We start from the raw sequence: 19,603 nt of genomic DNA on the forward strand, positions 1-19,603 counted from the left end.
ATCACATCCTGAACAGCCCAAACGTCGTCGGCTCGATCGGCGCGTTTGCGGCCGCCGACAATCCGAGTCCCAGCACGAGGCGCGTGTCGGCAGGATCGATCACCCCGTCGTCCCATAGCCGCGCGGTGGCGTAATAAGGATTGCCCTGGTTCTCGTATTGCGCGCGGATCGGTGCCTGGAATTCGCGCTCCTCCTCCGCAGACCAGGTGCCGCCTTTGGCTTCGATGTTCTCCCGGCGCAGCGTACTGAGAACCATCGCGGCCTGTTCGCCGCCCATCACCGAGATGCGCGCGTTCGGCCACATCCACAAAAATCGGGGCGAGAAGGCGCGGCCGCACATGCCGTAATTGCCGGCGCCGTAGGAGCCGCCGATCACCACCGTGAACTTCGGCACGCCCGCGGTTGCAACCGCCGTGACAAGCTTGGCCCCGTCGCGCGCGATGCCGCCCGCTTCGTATTTCTTACCGACCATGAAGCCCGTAATGTTTTGCAGGAATACCAGCGGAATACCGCGCTGGCAGCACAGCTCGATGAAGTGCGTCCCCTTCAGCGAGCTTTCGCTGAACAGGATGCCGTTGTTGGCGACGATGCCGACCGGATATCCCCAGATATGAGCGAAGCCGCATACCAGCGTCTGGCCGTAAAGCTTCTTGAATTCATCAAACTCCGAACCGTCAACGATGCGGGCGATGATGTCGCGCACATCGAACGGCTTTCGACCGTCCGCCGGCACCACGCCGTAGATTTCCTCCCGTGCGAACAGCGGCTCGCGCGGTTCATGCATGTTGAGCGCAGCGCGTTGCGGCGGCTTCAGGGTGGAAACGATACGGCGCGTAATCCCGATCGCATGGGCGTCGTTTTGCGCATAATGATCGGTGACGCCGGATTGGCGCGAATGCACATCGGCACCGCCCAGTTCTTCAGCGGTAACGACCTCGCCCGTGGCTGCCTTCACAAGCGGCGGACCGCCCAGAAAGATCGTGCCCTGATTGCGGACGATGATGCTCTCGTCCGACATCGCAGGCACATAGGCGCCGCCCGCGGTGCATGATCCCATCACGATTGCGATCTGCGGGATGCCTGTCGCCGACATGTTGGCCTGGTTGTAGAAGATGCGGCCGAAGTGACGCTCGTCCGGAAAAATTTCGTCCTGCTGCGGCAGGAAAGCGCCGCCGGAATCCACCATGTAGATGCAGGGTAGATTGTTCTGCCGCGCGATCTCTTGCGCCCGCAGATGCTTCTTCACGGTCATCGGATAGTAGGTGCCGCCCTTAATGGTCGCATCGTTGGCGACGATCACGCACTCGCGGCCCGAGACGCGCCCGACGCCGGTGATGATGCTCGCCGAATGCACGTCGCCGCCGTACATGCCATTCGCCGCCAGCGGCGATAACTCAAGAAACGCGGTGCCGGGATCGAGCAGTAGGTCCACACGGTCACGGGCCAGCATTTTGCCACGCGAGGTGTGGCGGGCGCGCGCTGTCTCGCCGCCTCCGCCCGCGACGCTCGCGAGCTTGTCGCGCAACTCGTGGACCAGAGTTTTCATCGCCTCGACGTTGAGCGCGAAATCTGACGACGTTGGATCGACACCGGAACGGAGCGCCATGACAGTCCAGAATGCTTGGCAGGCGTGAAGCGCGCGCCTTAATCCGGCTAGGGTGCCCGGCCCTTCCGGGTAAGGTCAACCTTGGTTCGGTCCATCCTCCCGCTTAATGGGTCCAGGGTTCGATGCGACGAAACGCAAAATTGTCCGCGTAGGCGGCTTTTCGCTCCGGCTTCACCTTTGGTTCTATCACTTGATAGGGGATGCCTTCGCGCTCGCAATAGGCGATCGCATCCTCCTTGGTCTCGAAGCGAAGCGTGATCTGCTGCTTCATGTCGCCGGAACTGGTCCAACCCATCAGGGGCTCGATCACCCTTGCCTGCTCGGGCTCGTAGTCCAGTTGCCATTCCTTCGTTCTGGCAGCGCCCGACTGCATCGCATTCTTGGCGGGCTTAAAGATACGTGCCGTCATGGATCACTATAACCTGCTGCTAGGGCCGATCCGGCAGAAAAGCCGGCGGACACCATCGGATATAATCGTTATGTCGCGGCCTGACAATCTGGTGTTCTCGCGGCGCAATGGCGCCGCCGGCCTTAGGCTCGCCTGAGGTTCGACATGACAACGGTGCCTACGTCGGTGTAGACGCCGACGAGCGGTCCCACGATCCGGTGCAAGCCTGTCTTGGAAACCACCGTGTCATGTAACACCAGATGATCGATGCCCGTGGTCAGGAAACAGCGCATGGCATCGCGCGGTGTCTCCACGATCGGTTCGCCCTTGACGTTGAATGATGTATTGATCAGCACGGGAACGCCGGTCAGCTCCTCGAATTCCTTCAGCAGCCGATAGAGTGCGGGGTTCGTGCTCTCGCGCACGGTCTGCACTCTCGCCGTGCCGTCGACGTGAACCACCGCCGGAATCCGGTCGCGCCATTCCGGCCGAACCGCCTTGGCGATCAGCATGAACGGCGAATCCTCGTCGCCCTCGAAGACATCGGTCATGCGCTCGGCCAACACGATGGGCGCGAAAGGGCGGAACGGCTGACGGTGCTTGACCCGGCTGTTGAGGATATCCTTCATATCGGCCTTGCGCGGGTCGGCGATCAGGCTGCGATTGCCGAGCGCGCGGGGGCCGAACTCGGAACGCCCCTGAAACCAGCCGATGACTTTCTGATCCGCCAGAAGTTTCGCGGTTTCGGCGTAGACATTTGAGCTTTTCACTGCCGCCGTCTGGACCTTGACGATCGAGCGCTGGGTTGCGGCCTCGACCTCGGCGTCGGAATAACCGCGACCGACATAGGCGTGCTCCATCACGAAGCCGCGCTGCTGCTTCTGCACTTCGAGCCAACCGTAGAGAGCGCAGCCGATGGCGATGCCGTCGTCACCCGCCGCTGGCTGAATCCAGACGTTCTCGAATCCGGCTTCCCGCGCGACGCGTCCATTGGCCACGCAGTTCAGCGCCACGCCGCCGGCAATGCAGAGGTTTTTCGCACCCGTGGTTTCCCGCAACCAGTTGGCGCGCGCAAGTAGCACCTTTTCGGTGTCGTCCTGCACCCGCCAGGCAAGATCCTCCCAATGCCGCATGGAGGGGCTGCTGTCCCATTTTCCGCCACCTTCAGCGATGTAGGGCTGGTTAAATTCGGCCGACCAGCGCGGGACCGTGAGACGATTGTCGGTGATGTCCATCAGCGACTTGATCTGCTCGCGGCGTCCGTACGGTGCGAGCCCCATCAGCTCGCCGCATTTATTCCAGTCGCCGAATACATAAGTCGAGGCGCGGCTGTAGAGCGCACCGAGGCCCGGCATGTTGTAGAATTCGTCGCTGAAAAATCCGCGGTCCGGCTCCATCCAGACCTTCTTCAGGCATTCGAGCGACTTGCCGCTGAACTGGTAGTAGCTCTCCGACTCGCGCGCGAGCGGCGATGCGGTGTCACTTTCCGGATAGGTCTCGCTCACGTCCGAACGGTAGCTGCCGACGCCGTCGACGATCATGATCGCGCCCTCGTCGAACGGGCAGGCCGCAAAGGCGCTGTAGGCGTGCGCCAGATGGTGTGAGATCGACACCACCTTGTCGGAACGCGAGCGGAAATACGGATGGTCGTGCGCGTCCGCGCGTTCCTCTGAGGGAAGGAATCCCGGCATGTCCTGATAGATCAGCCGCTCCTCCATTTCCGGAACGGGAAGGATGTAGCAATTGCGGACCACCAGATCGATGTCGCCGATGCCGATGCCTTCGGCCGCTAGACAATAGTCAATGACCTCCTTGAAGAATCCGCTGGCGTGCTTTTCGCGCGTGATCCGTTCCTTGGCGATGGCGAAAGCAACGGCGCCGTCTCGAAGCAGGCAGGCGCTCACGTCGTGATCATAGGTGTTGAGACCGAGAACATAGGTGTGCTTTTTTGACATGAGCCTCTGCGGAGCAATCTCGAGGGAGGATTCGGGCGCCGCCTCGTATTCGCGAAGCCCAACCTGGGGTGATGCGGCTAACATGACGCCATCAAGGGAGCCACGTTATGCCTGCCCTTTTGCGTCGCTTCTGCGGCACAGGAAGTTCACGACGACTCGACCAGAAAACTTGGACTAAAGATGCGCGCAACTAAAAGTTGTTATATACAACCATTGATTGTTATATCGTGGTATCGCGTCTTTTTCGCCATCGTTGCGTGAACCCTAACACGTTAGCTGCCGACCCTTGACTGAGCGGAAGCCGACCCTGGTCTCGATTAGCGGCAACGCTCAAGTTCGTTGGAAATGTTATTTTATCATGCACCAAACCAAGGCAAACTGATTGCCTTATATTCGCGACAATGGTTGTTCCGAATACGAGGCCTGCTTCACGACGGTGCCAAACAGAGTTGGAGATTCACTTGATGATTCAAAAAAGTTCGAGCGCGCAACGTAGCATCATCACTCGCGTCCTGGCGGCAGCGGCGATGGTTGGCGTGTACTTTATCAGCGTTGCCGGCGTGTCCTCGGTTCTGGTCGCCGGATCGACCACCTCGGCGGAAGCGCGCGGTGGTGGTCGCGGCGGCGGCGGCCGTGGGCGCGGCGGCGGCTGGGGTCGTGGCGGCGGCTGGGGTCGTGGCGGCGGCTGGGGTCGCGGTCGCGGCTGGGGCTACGGCGGCTTGGGCTACGGCGGCTTAGGCTATGGCTTGGGCTACGGCGCTGGTATGGGCTATGGCGGGTGCTACTTTAGCCCGCGCTGGGGCCGCACGATCTGCCCATACTGATCGTCGCTCAGGCAATATCAACGGGGTGCGCCGGTTGGCGTGCCCCTTTTTTTGAAAGCGGATGCTTTCAAGACAAAGTATGCGTCGCCTGTGTCTGACGCATGAATGCGATCCATGCCGCCTTGGAGCCTTTCCGCTTCTGATGGAATCAAGGCGGAGCTCTCAGATCTTAATCTGACGCGTTTTCTTCACGCGAACCGGTATCATCCGCACGCATCGGTGGTTCGTTCAACACCTTCGCGAACTAGGTCTGGTTCGATCTCCCTCATCAAGGAACGGGAGTACCTAGCGGATCTTCGACAGCGCCTGAATCGGTAAATTCAGTGCCTCTGCCTGCCAGAAGTTCTTTTAGGTGGCTGCGAAGTAGCTCCGCCTTTTCATATCTCAGCGATGCAACCGTGATCTTATCGATTGCAACGATGATTTGGGTGGCTGCGTTCACGCATGAAATTCGGCCGGATGCGTTATCAATGCCCGCGAGTGTTTTGCCCAACCCAGTTTCCAGAATCTCGGCTTCGACCGCGTCCAACGTGAGCGGATCGCCACCATCAATCGCAAGGTCGATCTCGATGCCGTTGCCTTCGAGCGGCTTCCGAGCACCTAGCACCCAACTGCTCATTGTTTCGTCCTTCCCAACATCGTGAACGCCTCATCAGCCTCGCTGATCCGGATCGATCGTCTCCAATCGACAGCCCTTATCATGTCTCGGCTTTCCCATCTCTCATCTGGTCCTTCTGGGAGGTTTCGTCGATCGAAATTGCTCTGAGATACCGATTGATGGTCGGGGCAACTCTACTCTATCCGTGGTCCGGTGACGAACGGAAAGCGACCCTTATTCGCGAATGCCGTCGCGTTTCTTTGCGGGCTACTTTAAGAACATTGGCGTCAAAGAGGACAAGAGCCGGAACTTCCTAGCTTCCGGCATAGCACCGCCGATGCCTTCCGCCGGGGTGGGTATATGGATGAACCGTTCGTCCCCCTACTCGATCACACCAAAGCGACGACTGCAGGAACCTATGGTGTGTTGCCGCAAGGTGTGTTGAGTGAGCGCCAGAAGATCATTGAGGCGATCATACCCACAATCTCTCAGAAGGCTGCTTAAAATATGTCTCCTCCCCGAACCTATGTTGACCCGAGCCAGGATCAAACGGCCGAAGAAATCGAGTGCTACTATCGCAACGCCAAGATTGGTGATCGAGCAGCGATTAGAAACAGCCAACATGGACGCCTTGAAATCAAGATCACAACTGTGAGCAACATCAATCCAGAAGTTGGAAGCATACATTTGAATGACGAGGCCGTCTGGGGGGGCGTCGCTTATTCTATGAAGAGTGGAAAGAGCTTTTACGCGCCCAGCAGCCCGTCATCGCTTGTCGTTCCAAATGAAGCGATTACGACTTGGGCCAAGGAAAATCCGCGCGGCACACCTGATTATTGACTGTTGCGGGCGATGCGCCGTCATGCGTCGGCAAAACGGTTATCCTGATTTCCCCGAAATTGATCATTCATACGCTTTGCGACGGAAGCTGCTATTTCCATACGATAGTCGGCTTGCACGTGGAGCTCACGGGTCACTGACGGCGGATGATCACGAAATATTGCATCCTTATTTCTCGACGCTTTACGCCTAGACATCCTTAGGTTGCCTACGCTATATTTATATGGAAATAACGTGTGGAGCATCACAAATGTCCGACCATGCTTCCAAGTCTATCACTCCGACAACCGTCGCTTGTGCTCTCAAAAAGATTTGTCGGCTTTCACAGGAATTGGAGCGACACCCAAAGCTAAAGGTAATCTGGCAGACCGATAACGCTATAAAGTGGGTCAATTCACCGGAGTTGCAGCGGCCAAAGTAACGGGCCGCAACCCGCTCGGATCAATCTTCCGGATCAAGACGCAGGATGATCTGCTCAAGCCTCAGCACATGTCTATTCGACGGCACCTGAATCGATAAATTCAGTGCCGTTGCCCGCCAGAAGCTCTTTCAACTGGCTGCGCATCAGCTCTGCCTTGTCATGCGTAAGAGTAGCTATCGCTGTCTTATCGACCGCGATGACGATTTGCACGCCTACGTTTACGCATGAAATTCGGCCGGACGCGTCATTAACGCTCGTAAGCGCATTACCCAATGCGGCTTCTAATCCCTCAGCTTCGACTAAGCCCAGTGTCAGCGGATCACCGCCGTCGACCGTAAGATCAACGGCCACATCCCCTTTGGATGGCCTCTTGGCTACAAGCGTCCAACTGCTCATTTGGCCATTCTTCCTCTGCTATTTCCCGGATGCTTTTAGGCCAGATGATGTCCAGTTTCGCCCAAGGCCAGTTTGATCCCGTCTTTGGTCACGCACTCGGCGAATGGGCTTCATTCGCTTTGGACTGATCCAAAGCTGCTTCCCCGGCCCCTTCCTTCTGAGCGGCGTTCAGCCGTTGCTTCAGTTCGCGACGGCTCTGCCCTTCGTTGCCTTGAAACGTCGGGAGCTTCAAACCCCGAACCGGGTCAAAGCTACGGAAAACTGCCCCGGGCTGTTACGGATTGCAATTTTTGCTATCCGAAAGTCATCGTAAGTTATTGATTTATTTTGATAAATATAAAAATGGTCGGGGCAGCTGGATTCGAACCAACGACCTGCAGTACCCAAATCTCTTTCCGTCCAATCTCATAAGCCATCATTGGCCGTCAACCCCGCAGATTACGGCGCCTTCGGCCCCGTGGATTTAGGGCGGGTGCAACATCAGCCGTCAACAACTGGCCTCCGCGTTGTTCCCCGGTGCTTCCCCGGGGTTGGGAGGCTAAGACAATGAGAGACCAGACAATTACAAAGTCCCTAGTGGACGGCCTGGCGGTCACCGGCAAAGAATACGCCGTTTGGGACGCGAAACTGCCCGGGTTCGGGGTCAGGGTCCGACCCACCGGTGCCAAGACGTTCATAGTCGTTTATCGCGCCGGCTCCGGCCGCCGCGCGCCATTTCGTCGGTACACGATCGGTGCCGTGGGGAAGATTGCACCCGATGCCGCCCGGATTCGTGCCAAACAGATCCTCGGCGCAGTTGCGCACGGCAAAGACCCTGCCGCTGACCGTCGCGAGGAGCGGAACACGAAGACGGTCGGCGAGCTGGCCGATCTATTTCTTACGGAGCACGTCGGCAAAAAGCTGAAGACCAGTACCGCGGATTTTTACCGGATGCTCGTCGACAATGTGATTAAGCCAGCGGTCGGCACGATCAAGGCAGATCGACTGCAGCGGCCAGCAGTGCAAAAGATGCATTCGGACTTAGCTAGTCACGCCGTGACGGCGAACCGAGCTCTGGCCCTGCTCAGCTCCGTGTACAATTTTGCTTCTGGACTGGGCGAGATCCCAGAAGGACTCAATCCCGCTCGCCGTGTGGCGCGCTTCAAAGAAACAGCCCGAGAGCGTTTTCTCGGCATCGAGGAGCTCGAGCGACTGGGCCAAGCGATTCGTGAGGCAGAAACGATCGGACTGGAATGGGACGTCGACGAAACTTCGCCCAAAGCAAAGCATATCCCGAAAGCAGTCCGAACTACCAAGGTGAGTAAATCAGCTGCGGCCGCAATCCGGCTGCTCATTCTGACCGGCTGCCGGCTGGGCGAAATCTTGACCCTGAAATGGGAATACGTCGATTTCAATCGAGCCGCGTTATTCCTGCCGGACAGCAAGACGGGTAAGAAAACCGTTATTCTGAACGCCCCTGCCCTCGCGGTGCTAAGTGGACTCGACCGCGTCGGTCCCTACGTCATCCCAGGCGACAATATTGAGAAGCCTCGATCTGACCTTAAGCGCCCATGGGCTGCAATCCTGAAGCGCGCCGGACTCTCGGCAGTTCGGCTTCACGACCTGCGGCACACCTATGCGAGCTTCGGCGCCGGGAGCGGCTTAGGACTTCCCATCGTTGGGAAATTGCTCGGGCATTCGCAACCGTCGACAACGGCTCGATATGCGCATCTCGACAATGATCCGCTTCGCAAAGCTGCTGAAAGGATCGGCGCGGAGCTCGCGACAGCGTTAGGTGAAAATTTTTCTCACGGCGCGGAAGTTGTCTCGTTGGTAGATGCAAGCAACGTACCCCGCAAAAACAGGGCTTAAGATTAGGGGCTCGCCTGCTTCGCTGCGTCTAGCCGCAGCGGGCCGGCGACCGTTGAAGTTTTTCAAAAGTGTAGTATGATCGCGGTTGATGGTTGGCGCGTTGTGTATTGGCCCATTGAGTTTTTGAGAGAGTCGCCATCTCGATCAATCCCGTCGAGAAAGTTGCCGTCTCAGCTCCACAACTCAGATGAGGCCAGCGGAATGCAAAGTCCGTTTCTAAGCACCAAGCAGGCGGCCGACCGCCTTCACCTATCTTACGTCACGCTTGAACGCATGCGGGTGCGCGGCGATGGGCCGCCGTTTCTGCGCGTCTCGCAAAAGCGCGTCGTTTACGATTGCGAAATGCTCGACCGTTGGGCGCGCAGTCGCGCCCGCACTTCGACATCAGAACGAGCCGCCTGAACCGGGATACCGGCACGCGAGACCGCCGACGCGCGTCGTAGCCTCAGGACGTAGGGGCAGCAGCCAATCTATTGATCAAAATAAAAAACCCCGTCGACTTGCAGGTCGACGAGGCCAATCAAAGGTCTTTTGTACGATGAGTATTAATATCACGAACGCCGATGGCGTTCAACGTTCTCCCCTTGTCAAAAATCCTGAACTGGTAACGAGGAGCGCCAACAATCCGCGAAAGCCCGACCGCCTGAGTGGCGAAACAAACATCCGCCTCGCCGCGGCGCTGGACCTCGCACGGCGCGGCTTCAGAGTTTTTCCAGTCATTCAGAACGACAAACGTCCGCTCCTCGAGAATTGGCCCGAAAAAGCATCGTCTGACTCAACGCAGATCAGCAAGGTATGGACCGAGTATCCTGACCTAAACGTCGGATGCTTCAACGATGATCTGATTTCGATTGACGTTGACACAAAGGCGGCAAAGCAGGGTGCGAAGTCGCTAGCGTTGCTTGAGGCGATCTATGGGGGGTTGCCTCTAACCTACACGCAACGATCGGCGAGCGGTGGATACCACTTCACTTACAGGGCTCAGCCGCAAATCGTCGCCACTATCAAAACATGCGCCAACAAGATTGTCGGCTTCCCTGACATCGATATCCGCGCGGGCCGTACCGGCTACATCGTCGGCGCGGGTTCGGCCACAGGAATCGGCGAATACACGGTCGAAAATGACCTGCCGATCGCCGAAGCGCCGCAATGGCTGATCGATCTCCTGCCGAAAGTCCATGATCGCAAGACGACGAGGAATGGGGACGGCCACACTCCCCTCGTCGAGTTGGATTCAGAAGCGGCTATAGCACGAGCAACCGACTACCTCGTTCGCCATGCCCCGGAAGCTATCGAAGGCGCCGGCGGTGATGCCGAGACACTCAAAGTGGCAATGCGGGTCAAGGATTTCGGTGTCAGCCAAGGGCGGTGCTCTGAACTGATGCTGGATTTCTGGAACGATACCAAGGCGCAACCGCCTTGGGATGCTGACGAACTCGCCGTCAAGGTGGCCAATGCTTACCGCTACGGCCAGGAGCCTCCGGGCATCGCCTCAGCCGAAGCCGAGTTCGACGCTGTCGAGGGTCGACGCTAAGCCGGCGCCGAGCGACTGGCACGACCCCGCGGACCTTTGGGAACGTGAAAACGCGCCGCGGGCGCTGCCGCGAGGTGTGGCTCCCAGTTACGTCAAATGGTTTGCCGACGACCGGGCGCGCCGCCTGGGCGTAACGCCGGGCGCCATGGCTGCAGCAGCCATTACGACGCTGGGCAGCTTGGTGCCCGCCGAAAACAACCTCCACCTTCGCCAATATAGCGATTCCTGGTCGGTGAAGTGCACTCTATGGACCGCGCTTGCCGGAGATCCGGGCGCCGCAAAATCGCCGGCGCTGAGCGCCGCAATGGCTTTTCCGAAGGCTGTCGAGGCCGAGTGGCGCGCCGATTTCAAGAAGGCATGCGAGGCCAACGAATTCAGCTCCGGCGACGTCAAGCGAAGGCGAACGCGGCCGTCGGATATCAAGGCGAAACCGGATTCTGATCTGGCAGACACGGCTGACGTCTTTTGCGAGGATCCGCTTCAGCCCAAGCCCCATCTCCGCCGAAAAATTGTCAATGACGCGACCACCGAGGCCATCGGAGCCGTACTTGCGGCCGACGGCACCGCGGCCCCTGTGCTTTTGCACTCAGACGAGCTCGCCGGATTCATCAACAGTATGGACGCCTATCGCGCGAGGGGCGGCAAAGATCGGCCTTTCTTTCTTCAAGCCAAAGACGGCGGGCCGTACGCGATCGACCGCAAGGCAACCGGCACCTTATTCATACCTTCACTTGCCGTGTCGATCGCCGGCACCATCCAGGACGCAAAACTGGCGAAGATCGCCCCTGAACTGACAGACGACGGTTTGCTACAGCGCTTTGCATTGATCGCGATCGAACGAACCGGAAGGGGTGAGGACTTTGCGGACGACGTTCGGCTGAACAAGTCCATCAGCCGCGTGGCAATGGCCCTCGCCGATCTCGAATCGCACGATTACCGCCTGGCGCCCGATGCCATGTCGGAACTCGCGCGCATTGAAGATTTCAGAGATCAGGAAATTCGTCGGTCGGACATCGCGTTTGGACTCAAAACCTGGCTCGACAAAACACCGAATGAGTTCGGAAGGTATTGTCTGGCCTTTCATTTGATCGAATGGGCTTCCAGCGTCGACCCCGCGTTGGAGAAACCGCCAGCCGGCATTGTTTCGCTCGAAACCGCGCGCCGCGCCCGGCGCTATATCGAGGAGTTCCTATACCCTCATACGGCCTACGTTTACAGCACCGTCATGGCCAGGGGGACCGATGACGAGGAAGTGCGCTGGGTTGCGGGCTACATACTCACCCGCGATCTCCAGACCATCACAGCCCGCGAAATTGGCCGCGCCTATCGCTCTCTCCGCGGATCGCAACATAAAGCGAAGCTGCGCGCCGTGATGGCAACGCTGGCCATGCAGGACTGGGTGAAGATTGCGAACGAAACTCAAGGAAAGTGGAAGATCAACCCCGCGGTGCATGACGGCCGCTTCGCAGCCATCAAGCACGACGAAACGGAACGGCGGGCGGCGGTGAAGGCCGAAATCGCCACGACCGTTTCGGAAATTCGTTCAGCCAGAGGGAATCTTTAATGAGCACTGTCACCGCTGTCACTTACGCGCGAAAAGAATACGTGTTCTTTCTTCTTTTATATCCCCTCCTCTGGCTGTTCCTTTCTTCCCAGCTTGCCTTAAGTGACAGCGGTGACAATTTTCAGTTCGAATCCGCAAAAACCAGTCTCGCATGTCGCTTTTATAGTATTTCCCACGGGAGGATCGCCCATGGCTGAACTCCCGAAGAAAGTTCAGATCGGCTGGCAGGTCTTCCGGCGTCGCGAAGCCACGTCCGAGTACATCACTCGGTTCGGCACGTGCATCGACCTTGTTCGCTTTGATGCCTTATGCGCGACCTGCGGCCAACCCTTCATAGCCAAGGCGACAAAAAGCAACTGGCGCAGCAGGCAGCTTGCGCGGCGCTGCGAGCGACACCGACGGCCCGGTGTCTGGGTGAATAACGACAAGCCACCTATCCCGATCGCAGAGATGCCCTGGTGGGCCAAGCCAGCCCCGTGGAGCAAGAGTCGTCCCAGCAAGGTAAGCAAGGCGCCCAAGAGGCCCGTAGCGCAGCGGATGCGCCTACAGCAGCCCGCAGAGATGCCAGAACCGCCGCGCCCCTCCTTCCTCGACTGAAGGCCGACACTTCACAGGTCTCGAACGGTGCTCCGGTTAGGTTGAAGCCTTGGCCCGTAGCCACCGAAGCCTTTCACCGCCTTGCGCGAACTTGAGGCGAACTTACGGCGGCTTGAAGCGACAAAACGACAAAAGGCTGCGGTCTCTGTTTCCCGATTAGCGGGGTTCACGGCTAAAACTGAGACGCATGTACCCCGCGATTCTAGCGGTTTTCCGCGGAGCCTGACCGCTTGCTATGATTTGTTCGTTCCGTTCGAATAGCCAGAAGTATGCGCAGCACGTTGCAACGCATCGTCGATAGCTATTGATCTACCGCCACCCCCCGGGCCTTGCGCCCGGGGTTCTTCGCCTTCCAGGCGTCCGCCGCCGCGCGAAACTGTTGTGGGGAATATACAACGAGCCCCGCCGCCGATACACAGGACGAATATAAGCGCTCCCGGTCACCAGGTGGAATGCCCCCGCTCAAAATCACCATGCGGTTGACCTCCCACGTGCAGCGCGCCCTTATCTGGCTGACACCCGCGGTAACCGCATCATCCGACAACTTCGCCCACGCCCCTAAATCCCCAGGTGCAAAGATAACCGTCTCGGCCTTCGCTGCGCCAATCAAGAACACCGCTCCCAAAACCGCAGCCGCACCCAACCGCATCCGAGCCTCCATTAAAAACGCCGTATCAAGCCATAAACGACACGCTGGCGCGTTTTGCCTCTCCGGCCGGTGTCAACCTGTATAGCCACCTAATATCGCACCCACGACGCTGCCAATCGATCGACACTCCCGCCTGGTACACCGTCGGCTCATACACCGGGTTTTCCGCGCGCTCGACCCACCCGCGTTTCACATAAAGCATTACCCTAGCCTTCACGCTGTCGTACTTCGCCCCGCTCAAATCCCGGATATCGACGCGGGCGTACCAATGCCCTGGCTCCATCGCGCACAGAATACGCGCGTCGATAAAACGCTCCCTTGCCGGGCGCCGGTCAGCTTCAATAGCAACCCATTGCCGCGCGCTCGCCTCCTCCTGCCGCCGCCGCACGTTCGCGGCTCGAGCAGCCATTGCTTTCTCGACATCTGCGCGCGGTCGCTTGTCGCCTTTCTTCGTCCACCGACATGCGTCGCGCTTCCGTTCAGCCAGCGCTGCGAAATCGATCGGCGGAAGTTTCGCGATGAGATCTAGAATTCCTTTCGGCATGGCGCAGCGTATCCCATAACGACAGCGAGTGACAGCGAATCAAAGCGCACAAGACTTTGTGCATTTTTCTCTCACCCAAAAAACTATCCACAGCACCGCTAAAACCAACAAAAACGACATCCCCCGAACGATCGCATTCAACGAGCATCGAAATTTTGTTGACTTTATCGGCGCGAAAACACCGCGCAAATCCAAGATTGACTGACGGCCATAAGTTGACGCGACCTGATGCTCCCAACCACAGGAGCAACAAATGGGACGACAGCTTCGTGAACTGCCGTGGATCGCCAAACGATCGAATGGAATTTGGTACGTTCACTGGTACGATAAGCGCGCCCGTCAGACGCGCCGCTGTAGCCTAAACACCAAAGATCTTGCCGACGCGTACCACATGTTTGAGCGTTATCTCGCTAAGTGGCGGGCGACTCCAGCGGAGAAGCCTCGTGGCATGAATGTCACGCACGTCACCGTCACCAAGATTGTGGACTTCTACATCACTCAGCGCATAGACCGCGAATGTATCGATGTGAAGCGGCCGCGCTCCGCACGTCCCTATATCGAGATGTTCTTCAAAGACACGCCGCTGAACCGGATCCGGCTCCAAGCCTGCGCTGCTTACGTAGATGCCCGCCGGGCTGGCCAGGTGCGGCCCGCTCTTCGCAGGCGCTCCACGTTCATTGGCCGCGATGGTTCGATCCGCCGCGAGCTCCTGATCCTGCGCACCGCGGCGCGCTACGCCCTCAAACACGAGTTGATCTGTCACAGCGACATGCCTCTGATTGAGGCGCCGCCAGAGCCGCCATCTCGAACTGTCTATCTCACCAAGGCCGAATTTAAATTGGCCCACGAGACCGCCGAAGGCGAGTTGAAGGATTTCATTACCCTCGCCTATTACACGGGTGCGCGCCGGGGCGCGATCGAGAACCTGACAGCGGGCCAAGTGGATTTCGACGGCGGCCATATCCATCTTCAACCGGACAATGCTACCGCGAAGCAGCGCCGCTCAAAGAAGCGCAAGCCAATCACGCCAATCCTTCGCCCTCTGCTTCCGGTGCTAACCCGCCTTACCGCCGGCCGTGGCCCAAGCGAACGTCTGTTATCGAAGAAGGACTTTTATGTGCCGTTCAATCGGCATCTGAAGCGGCTGGGCCTCGCCGCCAAAGGCTTTCCGCACATCCTGCGGCACACGCGGGCCACTCACCTGCTCCAGGCCGGCGTCTCGATCTACGATGTCGCAAAGCTGCTCGGCGATACGACCGCGACGGTTGAGCGCGTGTACGGCCACCATAGCTGCGAGAGTTTAGGCAAGAAGCTGGACCAGTTAGAAGACGCGTGAAGCTCCAGCCTTGGGAGTCGTCACCGAAGTGGGGGGAGCTTCGCAAGTCGCCGACCGCCGCTGACTGCGGCAGGGAATCAATTGCCGAAGAAGCTAGTCGGCCTCACCGGTTCGGCGCCGTCATCGAAAGCTAACAAGCCAAACGGTCCCGCGGGTTTACGTGCCTGTTGGCGTTGTTCTTGTGCTTGCTGCTCGAGCGCTGCTTCTTGCTGCGCCTTCTTCTCTACGTATCGCTTATGGCGGTCGCGTTCGGCGGCCTTCTTACGGCGTTCGGCAGCCTCGGCCTTCTTTTCAGCTTCCCGCCGGTGCTCTGCCTGTCTTGCGCTTTCAGTGCCATTTACCGAAGTAACGTGAGAATGATCGTGTGGAGATGTCGGTTGTGGCTCGAGAGTGGTTGTAATTGCTGCCTGTACGAGGGGCGCCGATGCCGACGCGGGGGGACTCGGCGCCATTTCCGTAGGCGCTGGCAGAACAACTCTTGCGGGGGGAAGTGATTTCGCCGCCAACTTGGGTTGAGACGCCTGCTGAACAGGTTCGAGCGCGGCTCGTCCAAGCAATATGCCACCGCCAAATCCAATTCCAATCAGCAGGGCTGCTGTTGCTACACCCGAGAAAAAAATCCGTTCCCTTGCCGCCATGGTCGCCTCCCGATGCATCGCGAAAGGCAACGCTGAAGCCTCGCATTGGTTCGAATGAGACCTGCGGTTCTTACCGCTCGGGCGGTATTTACACCTCGCGGTGTCAACATAGTGGTCCCCGAAGCGATTCGGTCAGCGCTTCCTGCCTTGCTCACCCGGTCGACGGATTTCCCCTCATCGGGCGGTCCGATACCCGTTAAAAGCCGGAGCGGAAAGAAACCCGTTATAGGTAACAGGAGACTTTGATGCACGAGACGTCGGGACATTTCAAAGACTGCCATTGCCGGAGTCGACTCGGCTTTCTTAAATTTTCTGGTGCTCGGCGCTCCAGTGCGCGCGCCTTCTAAAGTTTCATTCGTTCACCAGCGACCGACACCTATGTTCACCCTCTCACACATGGTCGCCGCCACTAGTTTGGCGGGATTGCTCTTTTTAGCCAGCCTCTCAACCCACGCTGAAACTATCCTAGGCAAGCCGCGCATTGTAGACGGCGATACCGTTGAGATTGGTGAAAAGAAGATCAGACTTCTGGGTATCGACGCGCCGGAGACGGAGCAGTTGTGTCTGGATGCCAAGGGTGAGAAATGGGCGTGCGGCATCGCCGCGCGGGACGCACTTACGACTTTCGCCAAGAACCGGCCGTGGTTTTGCAATGTGTCTGGCAAGGATCGCTACGATCGTTTTCTCGCGTCATGCTCAATTCCCGGCCAGAACATCAATCAATGGATGGTCCGGTATGGATGGGCGCTCGCCTTCGTAAAATATTCCCACCGCTATATCGGTGATGAGGCGAAGGCCCACGATGCCAAAGCCGGAATATGGGCCGGCGCATTTATCGCCCCTTGGAACTGGCGATCACGCAGCAAACAGACCGTTATTCTCGGAGCAGCATCGGTACCAGCTAACGCTCAAGAACTCTTGCTCGGAGCGGTGTCGTCGCAGGAAGCACCGGATCGAGCCTGCACCATCAAGGCCGGTGTGAGCCACGGCAAGTGTATCTATCACCTCTCCGGTGATCGGTGGTACGCGAAGATGAAAATGGATAAGCTAGATCGGCGTTGGTTCTGCTCTGAGCAAGAAGCTGAAGCCGCCGGATGCAGGGCGCTGAAGCGTTGATAGGGAGGAAGCCCAGCGATGAAATGGGCATTGGTCATGATGGCGATGGGGACGACGCCAATTCAAACAAATCTGGTCTATGATGACTTACAGGCCTGCTATGCCGCTGAAGAAAAGATCGCTGCTGAGTATGCCGATGTTTTTAATCAGTGGCTCAAGACGAGCGGCGACACCAGCCTCGTTCCTCCATACGTAAAACAGCGCGTTATGCGCGGAATATGCACTCCTCATCAAAGTATCGTTTCCGCACAGAGTATGGAAACTCCTCCAGCGCTGCGTTTGGAACCGAGGCAGCCGGACGCAATGGGCCAAAGCGATGGAGGCGACGTCGGCGACCCCACCATGCAGAAGCAGGTTACGAATCTGGTCGCAGCTCTGAAGAACATTAAAACGCTGGCGCAGGCGGCAAAGGACAGCGAAGATGTAGACGCGCTGCGGAAGAACTTCGAGATGACCCTAACGCTCGTGAACAAAACCTTGCCGAGGAGGCGCAAGAGGATGCGATGAGTGATGTCGACAGCAAGGACCAACCTGACGCAGAGCCAAGCTCGCTCCACGATCTTCCCATCGATACCGCGATAAGGCTTCGCTGGATGCTGAGAGGCATTCGAGCGGGTCGCTTAAAGCTGCTCGCGTCACCGAGCGATGATTTGAGATCGCTTGCAGAGCTCGGTTTGGTCACCGTGGATGACGATAAGCATGTCCTGACGGAAGCCGGATATTCAGCGATTGGCAGCCCCAGATAGAAGCCCAGCCGGAGCGGCTCATGTTGACCAAATCAGAACAGTACAGAGAAAATGCCCGCAATTGCGGTGAGCTCGCCGACGAGGCGAAGGATTTTCCGTCGAAGAACCGCTACAGGCGAATGCAGGATGCCTGGCTGGCCCTTGCCGAGGAGCAAGACTGGCTGGACGGGACCTCGAGCAAGGACAAATAGAAAGCCCCGCCAGAGCGGCTGTTATATCGAATAACGCCGAATCGGCGGGATGCAGGCGTCGAAGCGGCAACCGCCGCATCACAAAGGTCGAATCCATTAGTGCTTGCCTGAGATCATGTAGCAGCGCGAGTTGGAGATCATTATCCTTCCTCCATGTAGACCCGCAAGGCTTCGGGCATTTGGCCTCGTTTCAGAGCACCATTTTCTTGAATTGGTCTGCCCCCTGAAAAGTGGTCCTCCCTGAATTAGGCTATTAGCCGTTAGAGAGGACATTGGAATGCCCCAGAAGAAGCACAAGGCGGAAGAGATCGTCGCGAAGCTGCGCCAGGTCGATGTTTTGCTTTCACAAGGCAGATCGGTTGGCGAAGCGGTTCGTTCGATCGGCGTGACGCAGTTCACGTATTACCGGTGGCGCAAGGAGTTTGGTGGCCTGAAGGGCGATCAGGTAAAGCGCTTGAAAGAGCTTGAGAAAGAGAACGACCGGCTGCGCAAGGCAGTGTCGGACCTGACGCTCGAGAAGCTGATCCTGAAAGAGGCTGCCTCGGGAAACTTCTGAGCCCTTCCCGCCGTCGCCGCTGCGTCGACCATGTCATGGTGAAGTTCTCCGTCTCGGAGCGCTTTGCCTGCAAGGTTCTGGGCCAGCATCGCTCGACCCAGCGCAAGAAGCCGCAAAGCCGACCGGATGAAGAGGCATTGACGACCGACATCATCAGTCTGGCCTTACGCTACGGCCGCTATGGCTATCGCAGGATCACGGCGATGCTGCGGTCCGAGGGTTGGACGGTGAATGCCAAGCGTGTCGAGCGTATCTGGCGGCGGGAGGGGCTGAAGGTTCCTCAGAAACAACCGAAGAGAGGCAGACTCTGGCTGAATGACGGATCGTGCGTCCGGCTTCGGCCCGAGCATCCAAACCATGTTTGGTCCTATGACTTCGTCGAGGGCCGGACCCACAATGGCAGGAAGTTCCGCATGCTCAACATCATCGACGAGTTCACCAGAGAATGTCTGGCGATCCGGATTGATCGCAAGCTCAACTCGACCGACGTCATCGACGTCTTGTCGGACCTGTTCATCCTACGCGGCGTGCCCGGCCACGTTCGTTCTGATAACGGGCCGGAGTTCATCGCCAAGGCAGTGCGAGAGTGGATTGCAGCTGTCGGCGCCAAGACCGCGTTCATCGAGCCCGGAAGCCCTTGGGAGAACGGCTACTGCGAGAGCTTCAACTCGAAGCTTCGCGACGAACTGCTCAACAGTGAGATCTTCTACAGCCTCGCCGAGGCCAAGGTCATCATCGAGGCATGGCGGCGCTACTACAACACCGAGCGACCACACTCATCGCTCGGATATAAACCGCCGGCGCCAGAGGCCATCGCCTGGCCTTCAAAGCCAGCCGGATCGCTTCCGCCAGCAGCGCAAGCAATGGCCGAAAAGCCGATTATGCATTAAGACTGAAACCGGACCACCTCATAGGGGCAGGCCACTACCGCTACGTAAAACACCCCGGCCTTCGGATTAAGCAGGTTCGTAACGAGACCCCGTAGAAAGTACCTGCCCTTTGCGACCCGGCTGTTGGCCGAACTAGTGCTCGGCGTCTTCCAACCATCCCAAGCCAGATACAGTAGGAAAAGAACGCCTGCCCAACGCAACACCTCGTAAAGCAGAGTTGATGCCTGGATCAATTCCGCGACACCAATTGCAGCGATCGCACCGACAACTGCCAATCCGATCGCTACACCTAAAACAGTAGCGAATCCCGCGCGCCTTCCGTCGCTCGCAGAAACCAATGCCAGATATGTCATGTTTGGCCCT

20 protein-coding genes are annotated in these 19,603 nt (G+C 58.2%); 12 read left to right on the top strand and 8 right to left on the bottom strand.

Annotated elements, in window-relative coordinates; genetic code table 11:
• Position 1: 1 nt before the first annotated feature.
• From ACZ5IL_RS14235 to ACZ5IL_RS14245, 3 genes are all read right to left on the bottom strand, one after another.
• Entirely contained in the window at positions 2-1,606 is a 1,605-nt protein-coding gene (locus ACZ5IL_RS14235) for a carboxyl transferase domain-containing protein (RefSeq protein ID WP_464592412.1), read from the bottom strand.
• A 103-nt stretch (positions 1,607-1,709) separates the two neighbouring features.
• On the bottom strand, positions 1,710-2,015 hold the full coding sequence (locus ACZ5IL_RS14240; protein ID WP_309773156.1) for an ETC complex I subunit: 306 nt from the start codon (positions 2,013-2,015) through the stop codon (positions 1,710-1,712).
• A gap of 122 nt (positions 2,016-2,137) precedes the next feature.
• Positions 2,138-3,949, bottom strand: coding sequence for a carbamoyltransferase family protein (locus ACZ5IL_RS14245; RefSeq protein ID WP_464592414.1), 1,812 nt, complete (start codon positions 3,947-3,949; stop codon positions 2,138-2,140).
• A gap of 464 nt (positions 3,950-4,413) precedes the next feature.
• Here ACZ5IL_RS14245 and ACZ5IL_RS14250 point away from each other — a divergent pair, with 464 nt between their 5' ends.
• Positions 4,414-4,773, top strand: a complete 360-nt coding sequence (locus tag ACZ5IL_RS14250; RefSeq protein ID WP_464592416.1) for a hypothetical protein — start codon at positions 4,414-4,416, stop codon at positions 4,771-4,773.
• A 268-nt stretch (positions 4,774-5,041) separates the two neighbouring features.
• On the opposite strand, the gene ACZ5IL_RS14255 is transcribed toward ACZ5IL_RS14250, so the two are convergent.
• Positions 5,042-5,392 (bottom strand): hypothetical protein, encoded by a 351-nt coding sequence (locus tag ACZ5IL_RS14255; RefSeq protein WP_079446617.1) that lies wholly within the window; start codon positions 5,390-5,392, stop codon positions 5,042-5,044.
• A 486-nt stretch (positions 5,393-5,878) separates the two neighbouring features.
• On the opposite strand from ACZ5IL_RS14255, the gene ACZ5IL_RS14260 reads away from it, so the two are divergent.
• On the top strand, positions 5,879-6,211 hold the full coding sequence (locus ACZ5IL_RS14260; RefSeq protein WP_425909402.1) for a hypothetical protein: 333 nt from the start codon (positions 5,879-5,881) through the stop codon (positions 6,209-6,211).
• 493 nt (positions 6,212-6,704) lie between these two features.
• Here the strand turns inward: ACZ5IL_RS14260 and ACZ5IL_RS14265 are convergent, their stop codons facing one another.
• Complete coding sequence (locus tag ACZ5IL_RS14265; RefSeq protein ID WP_464592419.1) at positions 6,705-7,028, bottom strand: hypothetical protein; 324 nt, start codon at positions 7,026-7,028, stop codon at positions 6,705-6,707.
• 576 nt (positions 7,029-7,604) lie between these two features.
• On the opposite strand from ACZ5IL_RS14265, the gene ACZ5IL_RS14270 reads away from it, so the two are divergent.
• The 5 genes from ACZ5IL_RS14270 (at position 7,605) to ACZ5IL_RS14290 (ending at position 12,574) form a co-directional block, all read left to right on the top strand.
• Complete coding sequence (locus ACZ5IL_RS14270) at positions 7,605-8,879, top strand: tyrosine-type recombinase/integrase (RefSeq protein WP_464592421.1); 1,275 nt, start codon at positions 7,605-7,607, stop codon at positions 8,877-8,879.
• 273 nt (positions 8,880-9,152) lie between these two features.
• Positions 9,153-9,281, top strand: coding sequence for a hypothetical protein (locus tag ACZ5IL_RS14275; RefSeq protein WP_464596910.1), 129 nt, complete (start codon positions 9,153-9,155; stop codon positions 9,279-9,281).
• 136 nt (positions 9,282-9,417) lie between these two features.
• Complete coding sequence (locus tag ACZ5IL_RS14280; RefSeq protein ID WP_464592423.1) at positions 9,418-10,413, top strand: bifunctional DNA primase/polymerase; 996 nt, start codon at positions 9,418-9,420, stop codon at positions 10,411-10,413.
• Positions 10,334-11,977, top strand: coding sequence for a DUF3987 domain-containing protein (locus tag ACZ5IL_RS14285; protein ID WP_464592425.1), 1,644 nt, complete (start codon positions 10,334-10,336; stop codon positions 11,975-11,977). The genes ACZ5IL_RS14280 and ACZ5IL_RS14285 overlap by 80 nt, the downstream gene beginning before the upstream one ends.
• Before the next feature lie 189 nt (positions 11,978-12,166).
• A complete protein-coding gene (locus ACZ5IL_RS14290) occupies positions 12,167-12,574 on the top strand; it encodes a hypothetical protein (RefSeq protein WP_464592427.1) in 408 nt (135 codons plus the stop codon).
• Between the two features lie 674 nt (positions 12,575-13,248).
• On the opposite strand, the gene ACZ5IL_RS14295 is transcribed toward ACZ5IL_RS14290, so the two are convergent.
• Positions 13,249-13,767: a hypothetical protein gene (locus tag ACZ5IL_RS14295; protein WP_464592429.1), complete on the bottom strand. Its 519-nt coding sequence runs from the start codon at positions 13,765-13,767 to the stop codon at positions 13,249-13,251.
• 253 nt (positions 13,768-14,020) lie between these two features.
• Here ACZ5IL_RS14295 and ACZ5IL_RS14300 point away from each other — a divergent pair, with 253 nt between their 5' ends.
• Entirely contained in the window at positions 14,021-15,103 is a 1,083-nt protein-coding gene (locus ACZ5IL_RS14300) for a tyrosine-type recombinase/integrase (protein ID WP_464592431.1), read from the top strand.
• Between the two features lie 77 nt (positions 15,104-15,180).
• On the opposite strand, the gene ACZ5IL_RS14305 is transcribed toward ACZ5IL_RS14300, so the two are convergent.
• Positions 15,181-15,741: a hypothetical protein gene (locus ACZ5IL_RS14305; RefSeq protein ID WP_464592433.1), complete on the bottom strand. Its 561-nt coding sequence runs from the start codon at positions 15,739-15,741 to the stop codon at positions 15,181-15,183.
• Positions 15,742-16,056: 315 nt separating this feature from the next.
• Between ACZ5IL_RS14305 and ACZ5IL_RS14310 the strand changes: the two genes are divergently transcribed.
• From ACZ5IL_RS14310 to ACZ5IL_RS14325, 4 genes are all read left to right on the top strand, one after another.
• Complete coding sequence (locus ACZ5IL_RS14310) at positions 16,057-16,857, top strand: thermonuclease family protein (protein WP_464592435.1); 801 nt, start codon at positions 16,057-16,059, stop codon at positions 16,855-16,857.
• Positions 16,858-16,875: 18 nt separating this feature from the next.
• Positions 16,876-17,364 (top strand): hypothetical protein, encoded by a 489-nt coding sequence (locus ACZ5IL_RS14315; RefSeq protein ID WP_464592437.1) that lies wholly within the window; start codon positions 16,876-16,878, stop codon positions 17,362-17,364.
• A 259-nt stretch (positions 17,365-17,623) separates the two neighbouring features.
• Complete coding sequence (locus ACZ5IL_RS14320) at positions 17,624-17,794, top strand: hypothetical protein (RefSeq protein ID WP_464592439.1); 171 nt, start codon at positions 17,624-17,626, stop codon at positions 17,792-17,794.
• Between the two features lie 277 nt (positions 17,795-18,071).
• Positions 18,072-19,240, top strand: a protein-coding gene (locus tag ACZ5IL_RS14325) for an IS3 family transposase (protein ID WP_464592339.1) whose coding sequence is annotated in 2 segments (ribosomal slippage) — positions 18,072-18,336 and positions 18,336-19,240 — 1,170 coding nt in all. Because the reading frame shifts where the segments join, the coding sequence is not laid out codon by codon here.
• On the opposite strand, the gene ACZ5IL_RS14330 is transcribed toward ACZ5IL_RS14325, so the two are convergent.
• Entirely contained in the window at positions 19,237-19,593 is a 357-nt protein-coding gene (locus ACZ5IL_RS14330; RefSeq protein WP_464592441.1) for a LysE family translocator, read from the bottom strand. The two genes, ACZ5IL_RS14325 and ACZ5IL_RS14330, sit on opposite strands and share 4 nt — an antisense overlap.
• Between the last annotated feature and the right edge of the window lie 10 nt (positions 19,594-19,603).

The organism is Nitrobacter sp. CN101, from assembly GCF_055390255.1.